The sequence below is a fragment of the Streptomyces sp. ADMS genome (assembly GCF_033441795.1).
In the GTDB taxonomy this organism is placed as follows: Bacteria; Actinomycetota; Actinomycetes; order Streptomycetales; family Streptomycetaceae; genus Streptomyces.
In genome coordinates this window covers 21,808-41,431 of record NZ_JAVFVX010000054.1, presented here as the reverse complement: position 1 = coordinate 41,431, position 19,624 = coordinate 21,808, and the positions used below count along the sequence as shown (strand labels likewise).

17 protein-coding genes are annotated in these 19,624 nt (G+C 69.6%); 11 read left to right on the top strand and 6 right to left on the bottom strand.

Features of this window, described 5'->3' with window-relative positions; genetic code table 11:
- Positions 1-227: 227 nt before the first annotated feature.
- Positions 228-1,091 (bottom strand): MaoC/PaaZ C-terminal domain-containing protein, encoded by an 864-nt coding sequence (locus tag RB628_RS23260; RefSeq protein WP_318322453.1) that lies wholly within the window; start codon positions 1,089-1,091, stop codon positions 228-230.
- Between the two features lie 445 nt (positions 1,092-1,536).
- Between RB628_RS23260 and RB628_RS23255 the strand changes: the two genes are divergently transcribed.
- The 8 genes from RB628_RS23255 to RB628_RS23220 all read left to right on the top strand — a co-directional run bounded on the left by RB628_RS23255 (position 1,537) and on the right by RB628_RS23220 (position 8,988).
- On the top strand, positions 1,537-2,175 hold the full coding sequence (locus tag RB628_RS23255) for a response regulator transcription factor (protein WP_318322466.1): 639 nt from the start codon (positions 1,537-1,539) through the stop codon (positions 2,173-2,175).
- Positions 2,176-2,413: 238 nt separating this feature from the next.
- Positions 2,414-4,150: an MFS transporter gene (locus RB628_RS23250; protein WP_318322452.1), complete on the top strand. Its 1,737-nt coding sequence runs from the start codon at positions 2,414-2,416 to the stop codon at positions 4,148-4,150.
- Between the two features lie 267 nt (positions 4,151-4,417).
- Positions 4,418-5,068: a class I SAM-dependent methyltransferase gene (locus RB628_RS23245; protein WP_318322451.1), complete on the top strand. Its 651-nt coding sequence runs from the start codon at positions 4,418-4,420 to the stop codon at positions 5,066-5,068.
- A 168-nt stretch (positions 5,069-5,236) separates the two neighbouring features.
- Positions 5,237-5,512 carry a hypothetical protein gene (locus tag RB628_RS23240; protein WP_318322450.1) on the top strand — a complete coding sequence of 92 codons (276 nt, stop codon included), beginning with the start codon at positions 5,237-5,239 and terminating at the stop codon, positions 5,510-5,512.
- A 138-nt stretch (positions 5,513-5,650) separates the two neighbouring features.
- The gene (locus tag RB628_RS23235; RefSeq protein ID WP_318322449.1) at positions 5,651-6,577 is read left to right on the top strand and encodes an N-acetylmuramoyl-L-alanine amidase; all 927 of its coding nucleotides are present in this window, start codon (positions 5,651-5,653) and stop codon (positions 6,575-6,577) included.
- Positions 6,578-6,686: 109 nt separating this feature from the next.
- Complete coding sequence (locus RB628_RS23230; RefSeq protein ID WP_318322448.1) at positions 6,687-7,532, top strand: DUF5336 domain-containing protein; 846 nt, start codon at positions 6,687-6,689, stop codon at positions 7,530-7,532.
- Positions 7,533-7,640: 108 nt separating this feature from the next.
- Positions 7,641-8,651, top strand: a complete 1,011-nt coding sequence (locus RB628_RS23225) for an LLM class F420-dependent oxidoreductase (RefSeq protein WP_318322447.1) — start codon at positions 7,641-7,643, stop codon at positions 8,649-8,651.
- A gap of 46 nt (positions 8,652-8,697) precedes the next feature.
- Positions 8,698-8,988 carry a hypothetical protein gene (locus tag RB628_RS23220; RefSeq protein WP_318322446.1) on the top strand — a complete coding sequence of 97 codons (291 nt, stop codon included), beginning with the start codon at positions 8,698-8,700 and terminating at the stop codon, positions 8,986-8,988.
- Positions 8,989-9,012: 24 nt separating this feature from the next.
- Here RB628_RS23220 and RB628_RS23215 read toward each other — a convergent pair whose 3' ends face one another.
- The 3 genes from RB628_RS23215 to RB628_RS23205 are packed head-to-tail and all read right to left on the bottom strand — an operon-like array spanning position 9,013 to position 12,259.
- Entirely contained in the window at positions 9,013-10,083 is a 1,071-nt protein-coding gene (locus RB628_RS23215) for a prenyltransferase (RefSeq protein WP_318322445.1), read from the bottom strand.
- Entirely contained in the window at positions 10,080-10,844 is a 765-nt protein-coding gene (locus RB628_RS23210) for a class I SAM-dependent methyltransferase (protein WP_318322444.1), read from the bottom strand. The genes RB628_RS23215 and RB628_RS23210 overlap by 4 nt, the downstream gene beginning before the upstream one ends.
- Positions 10,838-12,259, bottom strand: coding sequence for a glycosyltransferase family 4 protein (locus tag RB628_RS23205; RefSeq protein ID WP_318322443.1), 1,422 nt, complete (start codon positions 12,257-12,259; stop codon positions 10,838-10,840). The genes RB628_RS23210 and RB628_RS23205 overlap by 7 nt, the downstream gene beginning before the upstream one ends.
- Before the next feature lie 726 nt (positions 12,260-12,985).
- Here RB628_RS23205 and RB628_RS23200 point away from each other — a divergent pair.
- The 3 genes from RB628_RS23200 to RB628_RS23190 all read left to right on the top strand — a co-directional run bounded on the left by RB628_RS23200 (position 12,986) and on the right by RB628_RS23190 (position 17,520).
- Positions 12,986-13,609, top strand: a complete 624-nt coding sequence (locus RB628_RS23200; protein WP_318322442.1) for a TetR family transcriptional regulator — start codon at positions 12,986-12,988, stop codon at positions 13,607-13,609.
- 150 nt (positions 13,610-13,759) lie between these two features.
- Positions 13,760-15,169 carry a pentapeptide repeat-containing protein gene (locus RB628_RS23195; protein WP_318322441.1) on the top strand — a complete coding sequence of 470 codons (1,410 nt, stop codon included), beginning with the start codon at positions 13,760-13,762 and terminating at the stop codon, positions 15,167-15,169.
- 278 nt (positions 15,170-15,447) lie between these two features.
- Positions 15,448-17,520 (top strand): tetratricopeptide repeat protein, encoded by a 2,073-nt coding sequence (locus RB628_RS23190; protein ID WP_318322440.1) that lies wholly within the window; start codon positions 15,448-15,450, stop codon positions 17,518-17,520.
- Between the two features lie 315 nt (positions 17,521-17,835).
- Here RB628_RS23190 and RB628_RS23185 read toward each other — a convergent pair whose 3' ends face one another.
- Together RB628_RS23185 and RB628_RS23180 are read right to left on the bottom strand one after the other, a co-directional pair.
- Entirely contained in the window at positions 17,836-18,069 is a 234-nt protein-coding gene (locus RB628_RS23185) for a ferredoxin (protein WP_318322439.1), read from the bottom strand.
- A 5-nt stretch (positions 18,070-18,074) separates the two neighbouring features.
- On the bottom strand, positions 18,075-19,532 hold the full coding sequence (locus tag RB628_RS23180) for an aldehyde dehydrogenase (RefSeq protein WP_318322438.1): 1,458 nt from the start codon (positions 19,530-19,532) through the stop codon (positions 18,075-18,077).
- Positions 19,533-19,624 lie beyond the last annotated feature (92 nt).

Sequence of the window (19,624 nt, the reverse complement as noted above, 5' to 3'; positions counted from 1 at the left end):
TCCCTTCGGGGACGTACAGGGATGTACAAGTGCGTGCGGGGCTCAACCCGCGGGTGTGCGGTTCACAGGTGCACGGTCCACGAGTGCGCGGCCCACAGATGCCCGGCCCATCAGCGCCCGGCCCATCAGTACCCGGCCCACGGGTACCCGGCCCACGGGTACCCGGCCCACAGATGCCCGGCCCATCAGTACCCGGCCCACGGGTACCCGGCCCACAGGTGCGCGGCTCATGAGTGTTCGACGACGGTGTCGGCCAGTACGGGCGCGTCGTCCCGCTCGACGGCGGTGACCGACACCTGGACGCGGTCCGGATCGGCTTGCGTCCACATCCGGATGCGCAGGGTCTCCCCGGGGAACACGACCCCGGCGAAGCGGGTGCGGTACGCGCGGACCCTGCCGGCGTCTCCGCCGAGCAGCGTGTCCACGACCGCCTTGAGCGTCATGCCGTAGGTGCACAGCCCGTGCAGGATGGGCCGCTCGAAGCCGGCACGGGCGGCGAACTCGGGGTCGGCGTGCAGCGGGTTCCAGTCGCCGGAGAGACGGTAGAGCAGCGCCTGGTCCTCCCGGACGACGCGCTCGACGACCTTCGCGGGCTCACCGTCCGGCGCCGGAAGCCGGGTCGAGGGCCCACGGTCGCCGCCCCAGCCCCCCTCCCCCCGTACGAAGATCTGTGCGTCGCTCGTCCACAACGGCCCCTCGGCGTCGGCGACTTCGGTGCGCATGACGAGGATCGCGGCGCTGCCCTTGTCGTACACGGCGGCGATGCTCCCCGTGGCGCGCGCCTTGCCCTCGACCGGGATCGGGCGGTGCACCTCGATGCTCTGGCCGCCGTGCAGGACGTGGGCGAGGTCGACGTCGACGCCGGGCATGGAGAGGCCGCTGATCACGTCCGGGGAGTCGTTGCCGGCGACGGTGGCGAAGCTGGGCAGGACGTGCAGCCGGGATTCGAGGGTGTAGCGGAGTTCGCCGGGGTCGGTCGCGGGGAGGCCGGCGCCGATGCCGAGGTGGTAGAGCTGGACGTCCTTGCGGCCCCAGGCGATCTCTGCGGACCGGGGTTCGGCGGCGACGGCCTTGGCGGCGTCAATGGGCATGAGGCTCCTCATCAACTGACGGGACCGGCATCTCGCAGAACGGACACAGGAAGAACACAAGACAGACACAAGACAGGCACAGGACGGACGTGTCAAGAACGACGGGACTGAGAACCTCGGTACGACCGTCCGCACCGTCGGCCGCACCGAGGTTCGAAACGGGCCGTTCTAGAACGCGTTCCAGTCCGGCGCCCCCTGTTGTATAGCCGAGTGGTCCCGAGTTGTGAATACTCCTGACGCCTCGTCAGCTTCGTGGCACCAAGGCCGGACCGTACGAACGCCTGGCAGCGGCGGCGCCTCACTGGAGGCGGGTCCGACACCCCGGGGCGGTTTCCCGGTGACGGCCGGACCGCCCGCCCCGACGACCGGAGCCCCACGCCCGCCCCCTCTCCTTCCCAGCTCACCCGCCACGCCACATCCGCCCTACTCTTACGCCGTGAACGAGATGCCCCGGGATCACCGTCCCGCGAAGTCCATCAGAGTCCTCCTCGCCGAGGACCAGGGAATGACGCGAGGCGCTCTCGCCCTGCTCCTCGGGATGGAGCCGGACATCCAGGTCGTCGCTCAGGTCGGGACCGGTGACGCGATCGTCGACGCGGCCCTTCTGCACCGCCCCGACGTGGCGCTCCTCGACATCGAACTGCCCGGCATCAGCGGCCTGGACGCTGCCGCCCGGCTCCGCGACGAGTCCCCGGACTGCCGGGTACTGATCCTGACCACCTTCGGCCGCCCCGGCCATCTGCGCCGGGCCATGGAGGCGGGCGCCGCCGGTTTCCTCGTCAAGGACGGCCCGGTGAAAGAGCTGGCGGCGTCGATCCGCCGCGCACTGACCGGCGAGACGGTCATCGACCCCGCCTTCGCCGCCGCCGCGCTCGGCGCCGGGCCCGGTCCTCTCACGGCGCGCGAGTGCGACGTACTGAAGGCCTCGGCGGACGGCGCGACGGCCGCCGACATCGCCGCCAGGCTCCGCCTCCCCGAGTCGACGGTCCGCGACCACCTCTCGGCCGCCGCCGGCAAGACCGGCACCCGCAACCACCTGGAGGCAGCACGGGAAGCCCGCCGACAGGGCTGGCTCCAGGACTGACTCCGGGGCCGCCTCCGGGACTTGCCCTACGGCACGCCCTGGGGCTGACACCCGCCCACCAGTGCGGGATTCGGGCGGGCGATTCCCATGAGCAGGTCAAGAATTAGTTAGTACGCCGAAACATCGGAATAGTTGCCCAGGCACACAGGTTCGGTTCACACGTATCCCCGCCCCCTCGTCCCCGCCCCGTCCCCACCCCCCGATCACCCTGCCTGGATCCAGCTGGAGGCCCCACCCCATGACGCACACGACGACCGACCGGCCCACCGGTTCGACCGGTAGTACGGGCGGGGCCATAGTCCCGGTGCTCGCCTTCGCGGGCATTGTTGTCGCGGTCATGCAGACCCTGCTCGTCCCCGTCATCCAGGACCTGCCCCAGCTGCTGAGCACCTCGCCCAGCAACGCCACCTGGGTTCTGACCTCGACGCTCCTCTCCGGAGCCGTGGCCACGCCGATCATGGGCCGGCTCGGTGACCTGTACGGCAAGCGGCGACTGCTGATCGCCAGCCTGTCCGTGATGGTGGTCGGCGCCCTGATCAGCGCGCTCACCAGCGACCTGCTGACCATGATCGTGGGACGTACGCTCCAGGGCTTCGCCATGGGCGCCATCCCCCTCGGCATCGGCCTGATGCGCGACATGCTGCCCCTCCAGAAGCTGCCCTCGGCGATGGCCCTGATGAGCTCCTCCATCGGCGTCGGCGGCGGCCTCGCCCTCCCCCTCGCCGCACTGATCGCCCAGCACTCCGACTGGCACGCCCTCTTCTACGGAGCCGCCGGCCTCGGCGCCCTCGCCATCGTCCTCACCCTGCTCGTCGTACCCGAGTCCCGGATGCGCGCCGAGGGCACCTTCGACGTGCTCGGCGCCATCGGGCTCTCCGCCGGCCTCGTCCTCTTCCTCCTCCCGATCACCAAGGGCAGCGACTGGGGCTGGACCTCCGCCACCACGCTCGGCCTGTTCGGCGCGTCCGCCACCGTCCTGCTCCTGTGGGGCGTGCTGGAGCTGCGTCTGAAGGCGCCGCTGGTGGACCTGCGGACCACCGCCCGGCCCGCCGTCCTCTTCACCAACCTCGCCTCGATCATGGTCGGCGTCTCCTTCTACGTCGTCTCGCTCGTCCTGCCCCAGCTCCTCCAGCTGCCCACCTCCACCGGCTACGGTCTCGGCCAGTCGATGGTCATGGCGGGTCTGATCGTGGCGCCGCTCGGTCTGACGATGATGTTCACGGCTCCCGTGTACGCCCGGCTGTCCGCCAAGTACGGCCCCAAGGTCACCCTGATCCTCGGCCTGCTGATCATCGCGATCGGCTACGGCGCCGGCCTCGGCCTGATGAGCGCCGCGTGGCAGTCCCTGGTCATCGCGGTCGTCCTGGGCGCGGGCATCGGCCTCGCCTACTCCTCCCTCCCCGCCCTGATCGTCGGCGCGGTCCCGGCCTCCGAGACCGGCGCGGCCAACGGCCTCAACACCCTCATGCGGTCCATCGGTACGTCCGTGTCCAGCGCCGTCATCGGCATGGTGCTCGCCCACACCGCGAACCATGTGGATGGGGTCGCGATCCCCACGATGCACGGGTTCCGGGTCTCCTTCCTGATCGCGACCGGCGCGGTTGCGGTGGGGTTGCTGCTGGCCCTGTTCCTGCCGGGGCAGCGCCCGGGGAGCGGGCTGCGACTGCGGGCCAGCAGCGAGGAGGGCGCCGCGCCCGGCCTGGACTCCGGGTTCCGCGGGCGGGTTCTGGACGCCGACGGTGCGCCGGTCGCCCGGGCCAAGGTCACGTTGATCGACCGGCGGGGCCGGCAGGCGGGGGCCACGCTCTCCGGCCTCGACGGGAGCTACGCGCTCGCCGTCCCGGCCGAGGGCGCGTACGTCCTGGCCGCGCGGGCCTCCGGCCACGGGCCGCATGCCTCGTCCGCGACCCACGCGGGTGACGACGAGCCGGTCGACGTGGACCTTTCCCTGCCGGGAGAGACGGTCAGCGCGTAGGCGCTGCGCTCGCCTGGCGCGGGGATGCGGTTTTTTGGCTGCGGGCCGGCTGTGGCTGGTCACGCAGTTCCCCGCACCCCGAACACGCACCCCCGTCCCCCCAGCGCCCACCGCGAACGGGCGCGAAGATACACACCCGGACTACGAGCCGACCACGGCCGGCCACCCACTCCCCCGCACCCCGAACACGCACCCCCGTCATCCCGGCGCCCGCTGCCGTACGGCAGCATGGGGCGCCCAGACGCTCGTACGACCCGAGGGAACCCCATGCCTACGGCGCCCAAGCCCGAGATTCTGGCCGCGTTCGAGGCCGCCAAGGGGTTCATGCCCGCCGGTGAGGGGCTCGCGCTGTACGCAGCCGCTGTCGAGGCGGGGGCGCTTGGGCTGCCGTTGCTCGAAGTCGGTACCTACTGCGGGCGATCCACCATTCTGCTCGCCGACGCGGCCCGTACCGCCGGTGTCACCGCGGTCACCGTCGATCATCACAGGGGCAGCGAGGAGCAGCAGCCGGAGTGGGAGTACCACGACCCGGAGACCGTCGATCCGGAACTCGGCGTCATGGACACCCTCCCGCTCTTCCGGCGCGCTCTCCACACCGCCGGTCTGGAGGACCACGTAATCGCGGTCGTCGGACGTTCGCCGCAGGTGGCGCGGATGTGGAACTCGCCGCTCGGTCTCGTCTTCATCGACGGCGGGCACACCGACGAGCACGCCACCGCCGACTACGAGGGCTGGGCCCCGCACGTCGCTCAGGGCGGCCTTCTCCTCATCCACGACGTCTTCCCCCACCCCGAGGACGAGTTCACCGGCCAGGCCCCCTACCGCGTCTACCTCCGCGCCCTCGCCTCCGGCGCCTTCACGGAGGTCTCCGCGACCGACTCGCTGCGTGTGCTGCGGCGTACGGGGGCCGGGGTCTGAGGCCGGTGGGAGTCGCGGATCGATCCTGAACGGCGTCTGCGGGGTCACGTGGGCAATGGCACCGCATGGCACGCCTGGAGCGTTATGGGGAAATATGCGCGGTGCTGGTTAGTCTGACCCGTTTCGGGTACTTCGTCAGGCCAACCGACACTGCGAACGGAGCACATCATGGTCATCAAGAAGATGCACGACATGGGCATCCGCAGCGAACACGCCTACACCGCAGCCATTGCCTCCATAGGCCTCTCCGTCCTCGCCTGGGCAGGCAGCCTCAAAGGCGAACCCGTCGGAGGACTCGCCCGCGCCGACCGGTGGGGAATCTTCGTAGGCGAATGGGCACCCACCTTCTTCGGGCTCGGGGTCGCCCTCTCCCACTACGAGCAGCAGGACGGCACCCTGACGGCCACCGTCCACGAACTCCGCGAACAGAAGGCCGCCGGCTGACCTGGCGGGGGCAGCACGACCGCCGGCTCACACATGCCTGACAGCCCGCTGGCCCGAGCCGGCTCCAGCAGGTCCGGCACACCCTTGCGGCCGGTATGAACGCCATGGATGCCATGGACGGTCAGTAGGGTGGCTGTCGTGTCGTACGCAGGCCCCGGCTTCGAGCCGCACCAGCCCCCTCGTTCCGCTCTGCGCCGCCCGCTGGCCCTCGCCCTCGCCGTGGGGGTGCTGGGCGGGGCGGGCGGGTGGTTCGTCTGGGGGGCCGTCGCCGACGACGGCGGGGGTGACGGCAGGAGCGGGGCCGAGGCCCGCAGCAGCGAGGTGCCCCCGTCGCCGATCGGGACACCCGGCATCTCCGTCCCCGGTGAACCCGCAGCTCCCCTGGCGGGCAAGGTCGTCGTCGTCGACCCCGGGCACAACCCCGGCAACTTCAAGCACACCGCCGAGATCAACCGCAGGGTGAACATCGGGACGAACTCGAAGGAGTGCGACACCACCGGTACCGCCACCAACAGCGGTTACGCGGAGGCCGAGTTCACCCTCGATGTCGCCCGGCGGCTGCGGACGATCCTCGAACAGCAGGGCGCCACCGTGAAGTTCACCCAGGACGGCGACCGGACCCCGGAGCGGGCCTTCGGGCCGTGCGTGGACGAGCGCGCCCGGATCGGGAACGCCGCGCACGCCGACGCCGTCGTCTCCATCCACGCCGACGGGAGTTCGGCCGGCAACCGGGGGTTCCATGTGATCCTGCCGGGTGCCGTGCACGAAGGGGACGCGGACACCCGGCCCATCGTCGCCTCCTCCCGGCTGCTCGGCGAGCGCGTCAAGGACGGGTTCGCCCGCGAGACCGGCTCCGCGCCCTCCAACTACATCGGTGGCGGCACCGGCCTCGACACCCGCACGGACCTCGGTGGTCTCAATCTGTCAACGGTTCCCAAGGTGTTCATCGAGTGCGGCAACATGCGCGACAGCACGGACGTGAAACAGTTGACCAGCGGGACCTGGCGGCAGAAAGCCGCACAGGGGCTCTCTGAAGGAATCGTGAGTTTCCTGCGCGGGTCGTGATCAACGCGTGCATCCCGGCGGACAGCCCGCTCGGGCGGACGATAATGTCGTGCCCCTACGCACGATCGAACGACGACGAGACGACCTACGAAGGACCTGAGGACCTGAAGTGAATATCCGCTCCCTCACTCGAGGCGACGGCGTGGTGATCGGAGCAGCGGTGTTGCTGTTCATCGCGTCGTTCCTCGACATCTACTCCGTCGACGGCGCCACGGGCCTCGACATGCCGAACGCCTGGGCCAGCGGACCGCTCCTGCTGGGCGTCGTCCTCGCGGGCCTCATCGGTGCCGCGCTCGTCGTGGTGTCGCACGGCATGCCGCAGGTGCCCAAGGTGGCGGGCATCGACCTCGGCCAGTTCGGTGTCGCCTTCACCGTCTTCGCCGCCTGGAGCGCGCTCGGCAACATCTTCGACCCGGCGGGCGGCGCCAACAACGTCGGCGACGGCAGCAGCACCGGTCCGGACGCCGGCACCGGCCTGATCCTCGCCCTCGTCGCCACGGTCGTGATGGCGGCCGCCGCCGTCGCCACCCCGCTGGTCCCGGCCCTCAAGGGCGCCCTGGTGGGCGCCCCCAAGCCGCCCGCCCCGCAGCCCTACGGCGGCGGCCAGCCCTACCCCGGCGGCCAGCCCCAGGGCAGCTACGGCTACCCGGGCGCCGGCGCGCCGCAGCAGCCGTACGGCGGCCAGCCGCAGGCCGGTCAGCCCTTCGGTGCGGGCGCCGGTGCCGGTCAGCCGCAGCAGGCGCAGCCGCCGGCCGCGGAGTTCTCCCCGTTCTGGTTCGCCGTGCCGGTGCCGCGTGCACTGTTCGCGGAGGACGGTTCGCCGACGCCGATCGCCGAACTGGCACCCGGCACCTGGTACTTGGCGGTGGAGCAGCGCGGCCAGGGCCTCATCGCCCAGACGCAGGACGGCCGTCGGGGCGTTCTGCAGGACACCTCCGGCATCCAGCGCGGATAGCGCCGAACGCTCTGCGCGGGCCGCGACCCCCTGCCCTTCCGGGCGGGGGGCCGTTGTCGTACAGTCGCCGCCATCACTCCATAGCTGACGCACCGTCAGGAGGCAGGTATGCGGCTCGGTCTCGCGCTCGGCTACTGGGGTCGCGGCCCCTCCCCGGACCACGTACCGCTCGCCCAGGAGGCCGAACGGCTCGGCTACGACTCCGTGTGGACCGCCGAGTCCTGGGGCTCGGACGCGTTCACCCCACTGACCTGGATCGCGGCTCAGACATCAAGGATCAAGCTGGGTACGGCGGTTGCCCAGATGGCTGCCCGCTCGCCGACGACCACCGCGATGCACGCCCTCACCCTGGACCACCTCTCCGGCGGACGCGTCCTGCTCGGGCTCGGTCTCTCCGGCCCACAGGTCGTCGAGGGCTGGTACGGGCGCCCGTTCCCGAAGTCGCCGCTCACCGCGACCCGGGAGTACGTGGATGTCGTACGCCAGGTCCTCAGGCGCGAGGCCGCCGTCGAGCTGACCGGGCGCTTCCATCCCCTGCCCTACGACGGCCCGGACGGGACCGGCGTCGGCAAGCCGCTCAAGTCGATCACCCATCCCCTGCGCGCCCGAATCCCCGTGCTGCTCGGCGCGGAGGGGCCGAAGAACATCGCCCAGACCGCCCGCATCGCCGACGGCTGGCTGCCCCTGTACTGGTCCCCGCTGCGGGCCGGCGTGTACGAGGAGCCGCTGAGCGGTGCCGGGGAGGGGTTTCTCGTGGCGCCGATGGCGCAGGCCCGGGTCTGCGCCGACGTCGCCGAAGGGCTGCTGCCCGTCAAGACGATGCTCGGGTTCTACATCGGCGGGATGGGGCACGCGGCCCGCAACTTCCACGCCGACCTGATGGCCCGCATGGGGTACGAGGAGGAGGCCCGGCGGATCCAGGAACTGTTCCTCGCCGGGCGGCGGGAGGAGGCGGTGCTGGCCGTGCCGGACGCCTTCGCCGACGAGATCTCCCTCGTCGGGCCGCGTGAACGGATCGCGGAGCGGCTGGAGTTGTGGCGCAAGGGGCCGGTGACCGACCTGCTCGTCCTCTCCCCCGACCCGCACACCCTGCGGGTGCTCGCCGAGCTCAACTCCTGAGCTTTCGGTCTGGTTTCATTTGGGCTAGACAGGAAACTCGAAGGACATGTCCCCTGAAACGCGTCGCAGCACCAACCGGTCCGGCGCGATCTTCGCGATCGCCGCCGACATCATGGCCCTCATCCTCGGCCTCTGGATTCTGATGTACCTGCTGGACGCGGACCGCGCGAACGGCTTCGTGGAGTTCATCCACGACGCGGCTACCTGGCTGGCGGGCTGGTCGTACGATCTGTTCACGTTCGACGAGCAGTGGGCGCGGGTCGTCGCCGGGTACGGACTGGCCGCCGTCGTCTACCTGTTCGTGGGACACGCCATCAGCCGGGTCGGCCGGCGCTGAGCACCGGCCGACGGCAGGAGCCGGCTACTCGCAGCAGTCGGGGTCCAGCCCCCTCGGCAGCAGCTCACCGCTGAAGACCGCGCAGGTCGCCTCGTGGCCGCCGAGTGCGGCGACCGCCAGGAGCAGTGAACCGGCCGTCCAGGTGGTTCGTTCACGCGGCCAGAGCGCCTCGACGTCGAACACGTACCCCGTCCAGTACAGACCGCTGTCCGCGTCCCGCAGATGCTGGATCGACTGGAGGATCTCCAGAGCCCGGTCGGACTCGCCCACCACCCAGAGCGCCAGGGCCAGTTCGGCCGACTCGCCGCCCGTCACCCACGGGTTGGGCACAACACAGCGCACTCCGAGTCCGGGGACGACGAAGCGTTCCCAGCCCTCCTCTATACGGGACTTGGCCTCCGTGCCCGCCAACGCGCCGCCCAGGACCGGGTAGTACCAGTCCATCGAGTAGCGGTCCTTGTCGAGGAACCGCTCAGGGTGCCGGCGTATGGCGTGCCGCAGCGCGCCCACCGCCAACTCCCAGTCGGGCTGCGGCTCTTCGCGCTGATCAGCGATGGCGAGGGCGCAGCGCAGGGCGTGGTGGACGGACGAACTCCCGGTCAGCAGACCGTCCTTGAGATCCGTGCCGTCGTCCTCACGCTTCCACCCGATCTCACCGCCGGGCTGCTGGAGCTGAAGGACGAACTCGACGGCGGCGAACACCGTCGGCCACATCCGGTCCAGGAACGTGTCGTCGCCGGTGGCGAGGTAGTGGTGCCAGACGCCGACGGCTATGTAGGCGACGAAGTTGCTCTCCCGGCCCCGGTCGGTGACCGCGCCCGCGTCCCCGTCGGCGTACGCGGCGTACCAGGAGCCGTCCTCGACCTGGTGGGCGGCCAGCCACAGGTACGCCCGCTCGGCGGCCTCGTGCTCGCCGGCCGCGTCCAGGGCCATCGCGGCCTCGGTATGGTCCCACGGGTCGAGATGGTGCCCCCGGAACCACGGAATGGCCCCGTCCTCCCGCTGCTCCGCGAGAATTCCGCGGACGGTGACGGCGGCCTGCTCGGCGGTGAGGACCCCGGGCAGGACGAGGTGTTCTGTCCGGGGGGTGGTCACTTGGCGGCCACCTTCCCGAAGCCGGTACCGGTTTCGGGAAGGTCCGGGAGGTGCGGCTTGGTCGCGTACGCCACGAAACTCTTGCCGATCAGCGGGTTCAGCGCCTGCTCGGCGACCCGGGTGGCCAGCGGCTTCTTCATGATGTCCCAGACCAGCAGCTTGTGGTAGGCGCGCACCGGCAGCGCCTTGTCGTTGTCCACTCCGAACGCGCACTTGAGCCACCAGTACGGGGAGTGGAGGGCGTGGGCGTGGTGCGAGCCGTAGGGACGGAGACCGGCTTCCCTGATCTTCGCGAGCAGTTCGTCCGCCTTGTAGATGCGGATGTGGCCGCCCTCGACCTCGTGATAGGCGTCGGAGAGGGACCAGCAGACCTTCTCGGGTCCGTAGCGCGGCACGGTGATCGCGATCCGGCCGCCGGGCTTCAACACCCGGACCATCTCCGCGAGTACGCCCTTGTCGTCCGGGATGTGCTCCAAGACCTCGGAGATGATCACCACGTCGAAGGACTCGTCGGGAAACGGCAGCGCCAGGGCGTCGCCCTCCATGGCCGTCGCGGTGGCCCCGGCGGGCGCCTCGCCCGCCTCCTTCATCGCCGCGAACCACTTGGCGACCTCGCGGATCTCCTCACCGTTCTGGTCGAGCGCCACGACCTGGGCGCCACGCCGGTAGCACTCGAACGCGTGCCGACCGGCTCCGCAGCCGAGGTCCAGGACGCGGTCGCCCGGGGCGAGCGGGAACCGGGTGAAGTCGACGGTCAGCACGAAGTCCTGCTTTCGCGGTCGGGGGTCACGTTGGGGGTGGGGGCGGACGTCGGCATCGAAGCGGAACGGCCTGGAGGGCTGGGGGCCGGGCCTGCGGAGCGGGCCATCGCCTCGCGGTAGTGGGCTGCCGTGCCCTCCGCCGCCCGGGCCCAGGTGAAGCGGGCCAGTACGCGCTCGCGGCCGGCCTGGCCCAGACGCGCCCTCAGTTCCGGGTCGGCGAGGAGGGCGGCCAGGGCTGTGGCCAGGGCTCCGGGGTCGCCCGGTGGGACCGCCAGGCAGGTTTCGCCGTCGGGGCCGGCGACCTCCGGGATCGCTCCGCCGGTGGTGGCGACCAGGGGCGTGCCGGTGGCCATCGCCTCGGCCGCCGGGAGCGAGAAGCCCTCGTACAGGGACGGTACGCAGGCGATCTCCGCCGAGCGCACCAGGTCGACGAGTTCCGCGTCGGAGATGCCCTTGACGAACTCGACGGCCCCTTCGAGGCCGTACCGCTCGATGGCCTGGGCGACGGGCCCGTCCTCGGCACGCCTGCCGACGACCACGAGGTGGGCCGCGGGGTGCTCCGTACGTACCTTGGCAAGCGCCTCGACGAGGAAGACCAGCCCCTTGAGGGGAACGTCCGCGCTGGACGTGGTCACGATGCGGCCCGGTGTCCGGCGTACCGCCGGGTCGGGTGAGAAGAGGTCGGTGTCCGCGCCGATGTGCACGACATGGATGCGGTCGTCCCGTACGCCGAGGTGGTCGACGATCTCCTGGCGTGACGTACCCGAGACGGTGAGCACCGACGGCAGACGGCGCGCCACTCGCTTCTGCATACGGGTGAAGCCGTACCAGCGCCGTACGGACATACGGCGGTGGACGCCGTCGGCCGCGTCCAGTTCCAACTGCCGGTCCACGGTGATGGGGTGGTGGATCGTCGTGACGAGCGGGGCGCCGATGTCGCCCAACAGGCCGTACCCGAGCGTCTGGTTGTCGTGCACCACGTCGAACTCGCCGCGTCGGGCGCGCAGTTGGCGGCGCGCCCGGAGGGAGAACGTGAGCGGTTCGGGGAAGCCCCCGGTCCACATCGTGGCGACTTCGAGCGCGTCGATCCAGTCGCGGTACTCGTCACGCCCCGGAGTGCGGAACGGGTCCGGGTGCCGGTACAGGTCGAGACTGGGCAGCTCGGTGAGGACGGGGTCGGGGCTGGTACCGGCTCTGGACCCGTCGAGTACGTCCAGCACGGGGTACGGCTGCGAGCCGATGACCTCGACGCGGTGGCCGAGCCTGGCGAGCTCGCGCGACAGATGACGTACGTAGACGCCCTGGCCGCCGCAGAACGGGTTCCCCTTATAGGTCAGAAGCGCAATGTTGAGCGGTCGCTCGCCGTCCGCTGCAGGATCCCCCGGAGGGCCTGCCTCGCTGGCCTCGGCCGTCACTCCCGGCCCCCTTCTCCCCACGGTTTCCCGCGAGACTACGACGGGACGCTAATCTAGAACAAGTTTCAGACTTGATCGTTCAGGAGGCTCCGAATCTACCGGCAGGCACCTCGGCTGTGAGCGGTGGATCAGGTGATTCGCGCCACGGCGGACGCGCAGGGCGGACGTGCCATGCTGACTGTTTGCTGACACACGACTGACTGATCGCCGTGCGATGACCGAGCGATCACCGACTGTCACGGAACGGGACCCATGCCTGGCGACGCGAAGGTGGAAGCACATACGGCGCGACCGGGCTCGACGCCCGACAAGACGCCGGGCTCGACGCCGGGCCCGTCCGGCTCGACGCCCGACAAGACGCCGGGCTCGACGCCGGGCCCGTCCGGCTCGGCGCCGGGCCCGTCCGGCTCGGCGTCAACTCCGCCCCGTTCCACGTCAGGCCCATCCGGCTCGACGTCAGCTCCGCCCCGTTCCACGTCAGGCCCGCCCGGCTCGGCGTCAACTCCGCCCCGTTCCACGTCAGGCCCGCCCGATTCGGCGTCAGCTCCGCCCCGTTCCACGTCAGGCCCGCCCGGCTCGACGTCAGCTCCGCCCCGTTCCACGTCAGGCCCGCCCGATTCGACGTCAACTCCGCCCCGTTCCACGTCAGGCCCGTCCCGTTCCACGTCAGGCCCGCCCGGCTCGACGTCAGCTCCGTCCCGTCCGACGCCGGGCCCGTCCGGCTCGATGCCGGCCGCGTTGCCGCCCGCCGCTCCGCTCACCGAGCGGCAGGAGGCCCGTCGGCGCCGGATTCTGCACGCGAGCGCGCAGTTGGCGAGCCGGGGTGGTTTCGACGCGGTGCAGATGCGGGAGGTCGCGGAGTCCTCGCAGGTCGCGCTCGGCACGCTCTACCGGTACTTCCCGTCCAAGGTCCATCTGCTGGTCGCCACGATGCAGGACCAGCTGGAACACATGCACGGCACGCTGCGCAAGAAGCCCCCGACGGGCGAGACGGCGGCGGAGCGGGTGGCGGAGACGCTGATGCGTGCCTTCCGCGCCCTCCAGCGCGAGCCGCATCTGGCGGACGCGATGGTGCGGGCGCTGACCTTCGCGGACCGCAGTGTCTCACCGGAGGTCGACCAGGTCTCCCGGCAGACGACGGCGATCATTCTGGACTCGATGGGCCTGGGCGACCCCGGCCAGGGCCACCCGACGCCCGAGCAGCTCTCGGCGGTCCGCGTCATCGAGCACACCTGGCACTCGGCGCTGATCACCTGGCTGTCCGGCCGCGCCTCGATCGCTCAGGTGAAGATCGACATCGAGACGGTGTGCCGGCTGATCGACCTGACGGACCCTGAGACTCACAGCTGACCCAACTTTCGGATCACCCGAAGCTGCGGAGTTCACTGGTCTAGTTCAGACTTCGCCTCGTCCAGTCGACAGCATGAAAGCGAGTTCCCCGCTGCCGAGCGACACGGGAAGGACCGCAACCAGAAGCAGGCAAGGGCAGTCTTGACATGGGTGAACCTTCGTCTGCCCAAGCGCCAGACCGAACGGCGCGGTCTGCGCCTCTGGCCGGTCGGCCTCGCCCTCGTTCTTGCCTTCGCCACCGCCGTTCTGGTTGCGGCCTCGGTTTTCTCGATCGCCTGGGGTCTGCTCGACGCTCGCGGGCTCAAGCCCGAACCCCGCCTCGACTCCGGCACCCTCTTCGACCTCGTCAAACTGTCCTTCGGCGTCGTCGCGGGCGCGGGTGCCCTGGTCGCCCTGGTCGTCGCCTACCGACGCCAGCGCGTCGACGAGGACGGCGCTCTGCGCGAAACCACCCGCCTGCACACCGAGCGCTTCACCACCGCCGTGTCGCAGCTCGGCAACGAATCCGCTGCCGTCCGCCTCGGCGGTGTCCACGCCCTGGCTGGACTCGCCGACGACGCTCCTACCCACGCGCTCCGGCAGACCTGTATCGATGTCCTGTGCGCCTACCTGCGACTCCCCTATGTCGCGGAGATCGATCTCCCGGCGGGCGATACGGAAGCCCAACGCACCTACTTGGCCCTTCGGGAAGTCCGACACACCGTCATCAGGCTCATCCGCGACCATCTACGGTTGCCCGTCGAGCATCAGCACTCGTGGCAAGGTCAAGACCTCGACTTCACCGGCGTCCTGTTCGACGGCGGCGACTTCTCCCACTCGACCTTCTCGGGCGGCACAGCCAGGTTCACCAACGCGACGTTCCCCGGGCGCAGCGTCTCATTCGGCGGCGTACTGTTCTCCGGAGGAACGGTCGACTTCACCGACGCGTCCTTCTCCGGGGCAACGGTCGACTTCACCGACGCGTCCTTCTGCGGGGGAACAGTCGAATTTGGCAGCGCCAGGTTTTCCCGCGGCACAGTCGACTTCAGTGGTGCCAGGTTTTCCCGCGGCACAGTCGACTTCAGCAGCGCCCAGTTTTCCGGTGGCACAGTCTCCTTCAACGGAGCATTCGCCGGCGGTACCGCCGTCTGCGTGGAGTTCTCCGGGAGCACTGTCAACTTCACCGCCGCAACATTTTCGGGCGGAAAGGTCGAATTTAACGGGGCTGCTTTTTCCGGGAGCACGGTCGATTTCGACTTCTCGGAGTTCTCAGGCAGCAGAGTCGGCTTCATCGGCGCCGATTTCTCAGGTGGCAGAGTCAGGTTCACCAGAGCTGCGTTTTCCGACGGCCGTGTCGAGTTCACGGGTACGACGTTCTCCGGCGGAACGGTCGACTTCGACAGTGCGGCCTTCATCGGCGCCACAGTCGACTTCGACCGCAGAACCTTCTCAGGCGGCACCGTCAGCTTCTCGGACGCCCGCGGTTCGGCACCAACCGGACTGGTGCGGGTGAGCGAACCAAACGCGCCATTGGCGACGGGGCTCATCGTTCCCACGGCCTGGAGCTCCGCAAGTCCATAGTCGGCTCCGTCACTGGCAGTCGGACACCGAGCATCTTGCCCAGTACCCGCTTCGTGGAGATCTGCTCGGGCCATGACGCCAGCGCCGACAGCCCCACTCTCAGCCACGGCGCAGCGGCGTGCAGCCCGCCGGTGGCGCGGCCTGGCCCGTTCTGCTTGCACATGTTGCAGCGAAAGGCATCGGGTGCCGGGCGTTTCGCACCAGGCAAGTCGACGCATATCACCTTCGCGGACAAGCCATGTCGCACGCGGGGAAGCGCGGGGAGGGGAGCCGGCGGTATGGATGCGAACAGGGGATCTTCTGGAGGGGAGCGGTCGGCAGGTCGAGCGAACGAGGTCGACGCAGGTTCCCTCGCCGGGCCACTGGCCAGGGCCGAAAGTCCCGCCCCCCATCAGCTGCCGCGAGCCGCCACGTGCTTCACCGATCGCGCCGCGGAGATCGACCGCCTGAACACGACGGCTCGCCAGGAAAGCAGTCTAGCCGTGGTGTCCGGACAGGCCGGGGTCGGCAAAAGCGCGCTGGTGGTGTGGTGGGCTCATCAGGCAATGGAACAATTCCCGGATGGTCAGCTGTACACGGACCTGCGTGGTTACCACAGTCTGCCACCGCAACGGCCCGAAGAGGCGCTGCACTCCTTTCTGCTGGCCCTGGACGCGCCCATGGACAATCTGCTGGGCAATCTTGACGCCATGGCCGCGAAATTCCGTTCTTTGCTGCACGGCCGACGGATGCTGATCATCGCTGACAACGCACGTAGGATCGACCAGGTACTGCCCCTCCTGGCGAGCGCCCCCGGATGCTGCACTGTCGTCACCAGCCGCAGCAACCTGGAAGCTCTGGAAATAACCCAGGGAGCCAGCTGCATGACCTTACGGCCACTGCCCCAACGCGACGCCGTCACGCTGTTCTCCCTCATGTCCGGACAGGCCGAAAGCCAGCAGATCACTGACTTGATCAGTCAGTGCGGGAGTCTGCCCCTCACTGTCCGGATCGCCGCGCAACAAGCCCGTACACCTGACGACGTCACAGCCTTGGTTCAGGACCTCTCCAACACCGCCAACCGGCTTTCGACCCTGTCCAGTCCGGACGAAGAGACGGGAATGCATCTGGTGCTCTCATGGTCGTACAACGGACTCACCCCGGCCAAGGCACGCGCCTTCCGGCTTCTTGCCCTCCACGCGGGACCCGACTTCTCCACCGACTCCGCAGCCGCACTGATCGGCGTACCACGCAACGCCGCTCTTCGTCTTCTGCGCGCCTTGAAGTCGGACAATTTGTTAGAAGAGGTGTCGGACAGACGGTTCCGGTTCCACGATTTGATCCGCGACTACGCCCAGGAACGCGTCCTGGCCGAGGAACCGGAGAGTGAGCGCGACGCAGCGGTGCGGCGCGAACTCCTCCACTATCTCCGCCACTGCGACCGCGCCGACCGGCTGCTGGTTCCGCAACGCTCACATGTGCCAATGGACGAGGAAGGCACGCCACCGTCTGAGCCTGACTTCGCCGACAACGCAGGAGCCCTTGCCTGGTGTGATGCGGAGATCGTCAACCTGGCCGCCGCCGTCGACCAGGCAATGAGGCACCGCATGCACGACATGGCGTGGAAGGTTCCGATAGCCCTCATCTACTACCTCGTGGTCCGCCACCATCACGCTTACCGCCACGATCTGTCCATCACCGCTCTACAGGCCGCTCGCCTGGACAGGAATGACTGGGCAGAGACCTGGGCCCTGATCTGCCTGGGCGGAGCGGCGGGCGCAGTCGGACGCCATGCCGAGGCTGCCGAACGATTCACAGCCGCGCTGAACCTCAGTCGCAGGACGGGCGACCTGAAGTGGGAGAGCATCGCCACCTACAACCTCGCATGGACACTGCGTGTCGCTGGCCGTTACGAAGAGGCCTACGTCCAGCAGAAGCGGGCCCTGGAGCAACACCGACACGAGGATGACCAGCGCAGTCAGGCAATCAGCCGGAACGAACTCGGCACGATCAGTCTGGCACTCGGCAAACCGGAGCAGGCACGCGAGCACTGCCTGGCTGCACTGCACCTGGCCCGGGTGGCGAACGACCTACTGACAGAGGCAGCAGCCCTCCACCAGCTGGGGGACGCCAACGGGCGACTGCAGGACCTGGAGTCCGCCGCCGACTGGTACAGCCAAGCCGTCACGCTCCGGCGCAGGACAGACGACCGCCCCGGCCTCGCCCACTCGCTTGTGGAACTGGGACGCCTGCGAATCGAGTCGCACCGAGCCGAAGCCCGCGCGGCTCTCACTGAGGCGCTGCGACTCCTGGAACTACTGGAAGACCCCTTGGCAGACGAAGTACGCAGACTTCTGCACCATCTCCAGTGACACCCAGCCGAGCCGGTGAGGAACCGGACGTTCGGTGGCCCGAGCAGTCCAGCGCGCTCCGGGCGCGGAAAAGGACCTACGAGACGGGTTCCCTGCGCCGGTGTTTACCCGGATCAGGTTCTGGGGGTCGCCTTCCGGCCCAACCACTGCCGTCCAGCCTCTCAGCCCTACCGTCAATGTCGGCCCCAGCGGATGCCGAAGCGTCTCGCCGGAGTCGGCTACGACGGTTGAACTCCCTCACTCGCCCCGTAGGCCGACTTCCATAATATACCTTATCTATGCATATGGTACTCTTTTGGGGGATTTTTACGCCGCCTACTCCTCCGGCGGAAACACCGCCTCCCCGCCCTCCAGCAGCGTGATCATGATCGCCTCCACCGGACAGTTCTCCGCCGCCGCAAGCACCTTCTCGTTCGCGTCCGTGTCCGGTTCGACCGGGTGGGACTGCATCCCGCTGTCGAGGCGGAAGCCGTCCGGGGCCCGGTGGACGCACTGGGCCGAGCCGATGCACAGCGAGCGGTCCACCTCCACGTGCCAGCGGTCGCCCATGGCCGCTACCCCTCCCAGCCGGCCGGGAGGTGGATCATCTTGTGCTCCAGGTACTCGCCGTACCCCTCGGGCCCGAACTCCCGCCCAAGCCCCGAGTTCTTGTAGCCGCCGAACGGGCCGAGCATGTCGAGGCTGAAGGTGTTCACCGAGTACGTGCCGGTACGGACCTGCCGGGCGATCTCGATGCCGTGCGCGACGTCGGCCGTCCACACGCTGCCGGAGAGCCCGTAGTCGGAGTCATTCGCGATCTTCACGGCCTCGGACTCGTCGCCGTACGGGAGCAGACAGATGACCGGGCCGAAGATCTCCTCGCGGGCGACGCGCATCGAGTTGTCGACATCGCCGAAGAGGGTCGGTTCGACGTACCAGCCGCGGTCGAGGCCGGCAGGGCGTCCGCCGCCGGTGAGGATCTTCGCGCCCTCCTCCTGGCCGATGCGGATGTAGTCGAGGTTGCGCTGCTGCTGGCGCTCGGCGACCAGCGGGCCGACCTGGGTCGCCGGGTCGAGCGGGTCGCCGACCACCAGCGCGCTCGCGGCCTGGGTGAAGGCGTCCGCGAACTCGTCGTAGCGGGAGCGCGGGAGCAGGATGCGGGTCTGGGCGACGCACGCCTGGCCGTTGTTCATCCAGGCGGCGGAGACGATGCCGGGGACGGTGGTGTCGAGGTCGGCGTCGGGCAGGACGACGGCCGCCGACTTTCCGCCCAACTCCAGCGTCACACGGGTGAGATGACGTGCGGCGACCTCCATCACGCGCCTGCCGGCGGCGACCGAGCCGGTGAAGGAGACCTTGTCGATGCCGGGGTGCCCGACGAGGTACTCACTGACCTCGCGGTCGGCGGGGAGGATGGAGAGAACGCCGGGCGGCAGTCCGGCCTCCTTCGTTATCTCCGCGAGGATGTACGCGTCGAGGGGCGACTCGGGCGACGGCTTCAGGACCGCCGTGCAGCCGGTGAGCAGCGCGGGCGCGAGCTTGGCCGCCGCGACGAACTGCGGGACGTTCCAGGGGGCCACTGCGGCGACGACGCCCACCGGCTCGCGCCGGACGAGGATGCGGCCGAGGGCTCCGTCGCGCGACTCCTCGTACGGGAAGTCGCGGGCGACCGTGATCGCCGAGTCCCACACCATCATCGCGCCGAGGGCCTGGGCGAGGACGCTCCAGGAGTACGGGGAGCCGTTCTCGGAGGAGATGACGCGGGCGATCTCCTCGTACCGTGCGGCGATCCCGTCCTTGATGCGGGTGACGACGGCGATCCGCTCGTCGAGGGTCATCCGCGGCCAGGGCCCCTCGTCGAAGGCGGTGCGCGCGACGGCGACGGCCCGGTCGACGTCGGCCGTCGAGGCGTGCGGCACGCGGCCGATGACCTCCTCGGTGTGCGGGGAGATGACCTCGATGACGTCCTTGCCGAGGGGGTCGGTCAACTCCCCGCCGATGAACAGCTGTCCGTGTTCCACGAGCTCGGTCATGGCCGACTGCCTCTCGCCGACTGCCTCTCCGGGTACCGTCTCTGACGGATCGTCAGATAGATACGGAGACAGTTACCAGTTCCCCTCCGAGG

What these genes read in the sequence shown, in the direction of transcription:
- RB628_RS23255 (WP_318322466.1), top strand. Translation starts at nt 1,537, where the DNA reads ATGCCCCGGGATCACCGTCCCGCGAAGTCCATCAGAGTCCTCCTCGCC.
- RB628_RS23245 (WP_318322451.1), top strand. Translation starts at nt 4,418, where the DNA reads ATGCCTACGGCGCCCAAGCCCGAGATTCTGGCCGCGTTCGAGGCCGCC.
- RB628_RS23260 (WP_318322453.1), bottom strand. Translation starts at nt 1,091, where the DNA reads ATGCCCATTGACGCCGCCAAGGCCGTCGCCGCCGAACCCCGGTCCGCA.
- RB628_RS23180 (WP_318322438.1), bottom strand. Translation starts at nt 19,532, where the DNA reads ATGACCGAGCTCGTGGAACACGGACAGCTGTTCATCGGCGGGGAGTTG.
- RB628_RS23185 (WP_318322439.1), bottom strand. Translation starts at nt 18,069, where the DNA reads ATGGGCGACCGCTGGCACGTGGAGGTGGACCGCTCGCTGTGCATCGGC.
- RB628_RS23190 (WP_318322440.1), top strand. Translation starts at nt 15,448, where the DNA reads ATGGATGCGAACAGGGGATCTTCTGGAGGGGAGCGGTCGGCAGGTCGA.
- RB628_RS23240 (WP_318322450.1), top strand. Translation starts at nt 5,237, where the DNA reads ATGGTCATCAAGAAGATGCACGACATGGGCATCCGCAGCGAACACGCC.
- RB628_RS23200 (WP_318322442.1), top strand. Translation starts at nt 12,986, where the DNA reads ATGCCGGCCGCGTTGCCGCCCGCCGCTCCGCTCACCGAGCGGCAGGAG.
- RB628_RS23250 (WP_318322452.1), top strand. Translation starts at nt 2,414, where the DNA reads ATGACGCACACGACGACCGACCGGCCCACCGGTTCGACCGGTAGTACG.
- RB628_RS23225 (WP_318322447.1), top strand. Translation starts at nt 7,641, where the DNA reads ATGCGGCTCGGTCTCGCGCTCGGCTACTGGGGTCGCGGCCCCTCCCCG.
- RB628_RS23220 (WP_318322446.1), top strand. Translation starts at nt 8,698, where the DNA reads ATGTCCCCTGAAACGCGTCGCAGCACCAACCGGTCCGGCGCGATCTTC.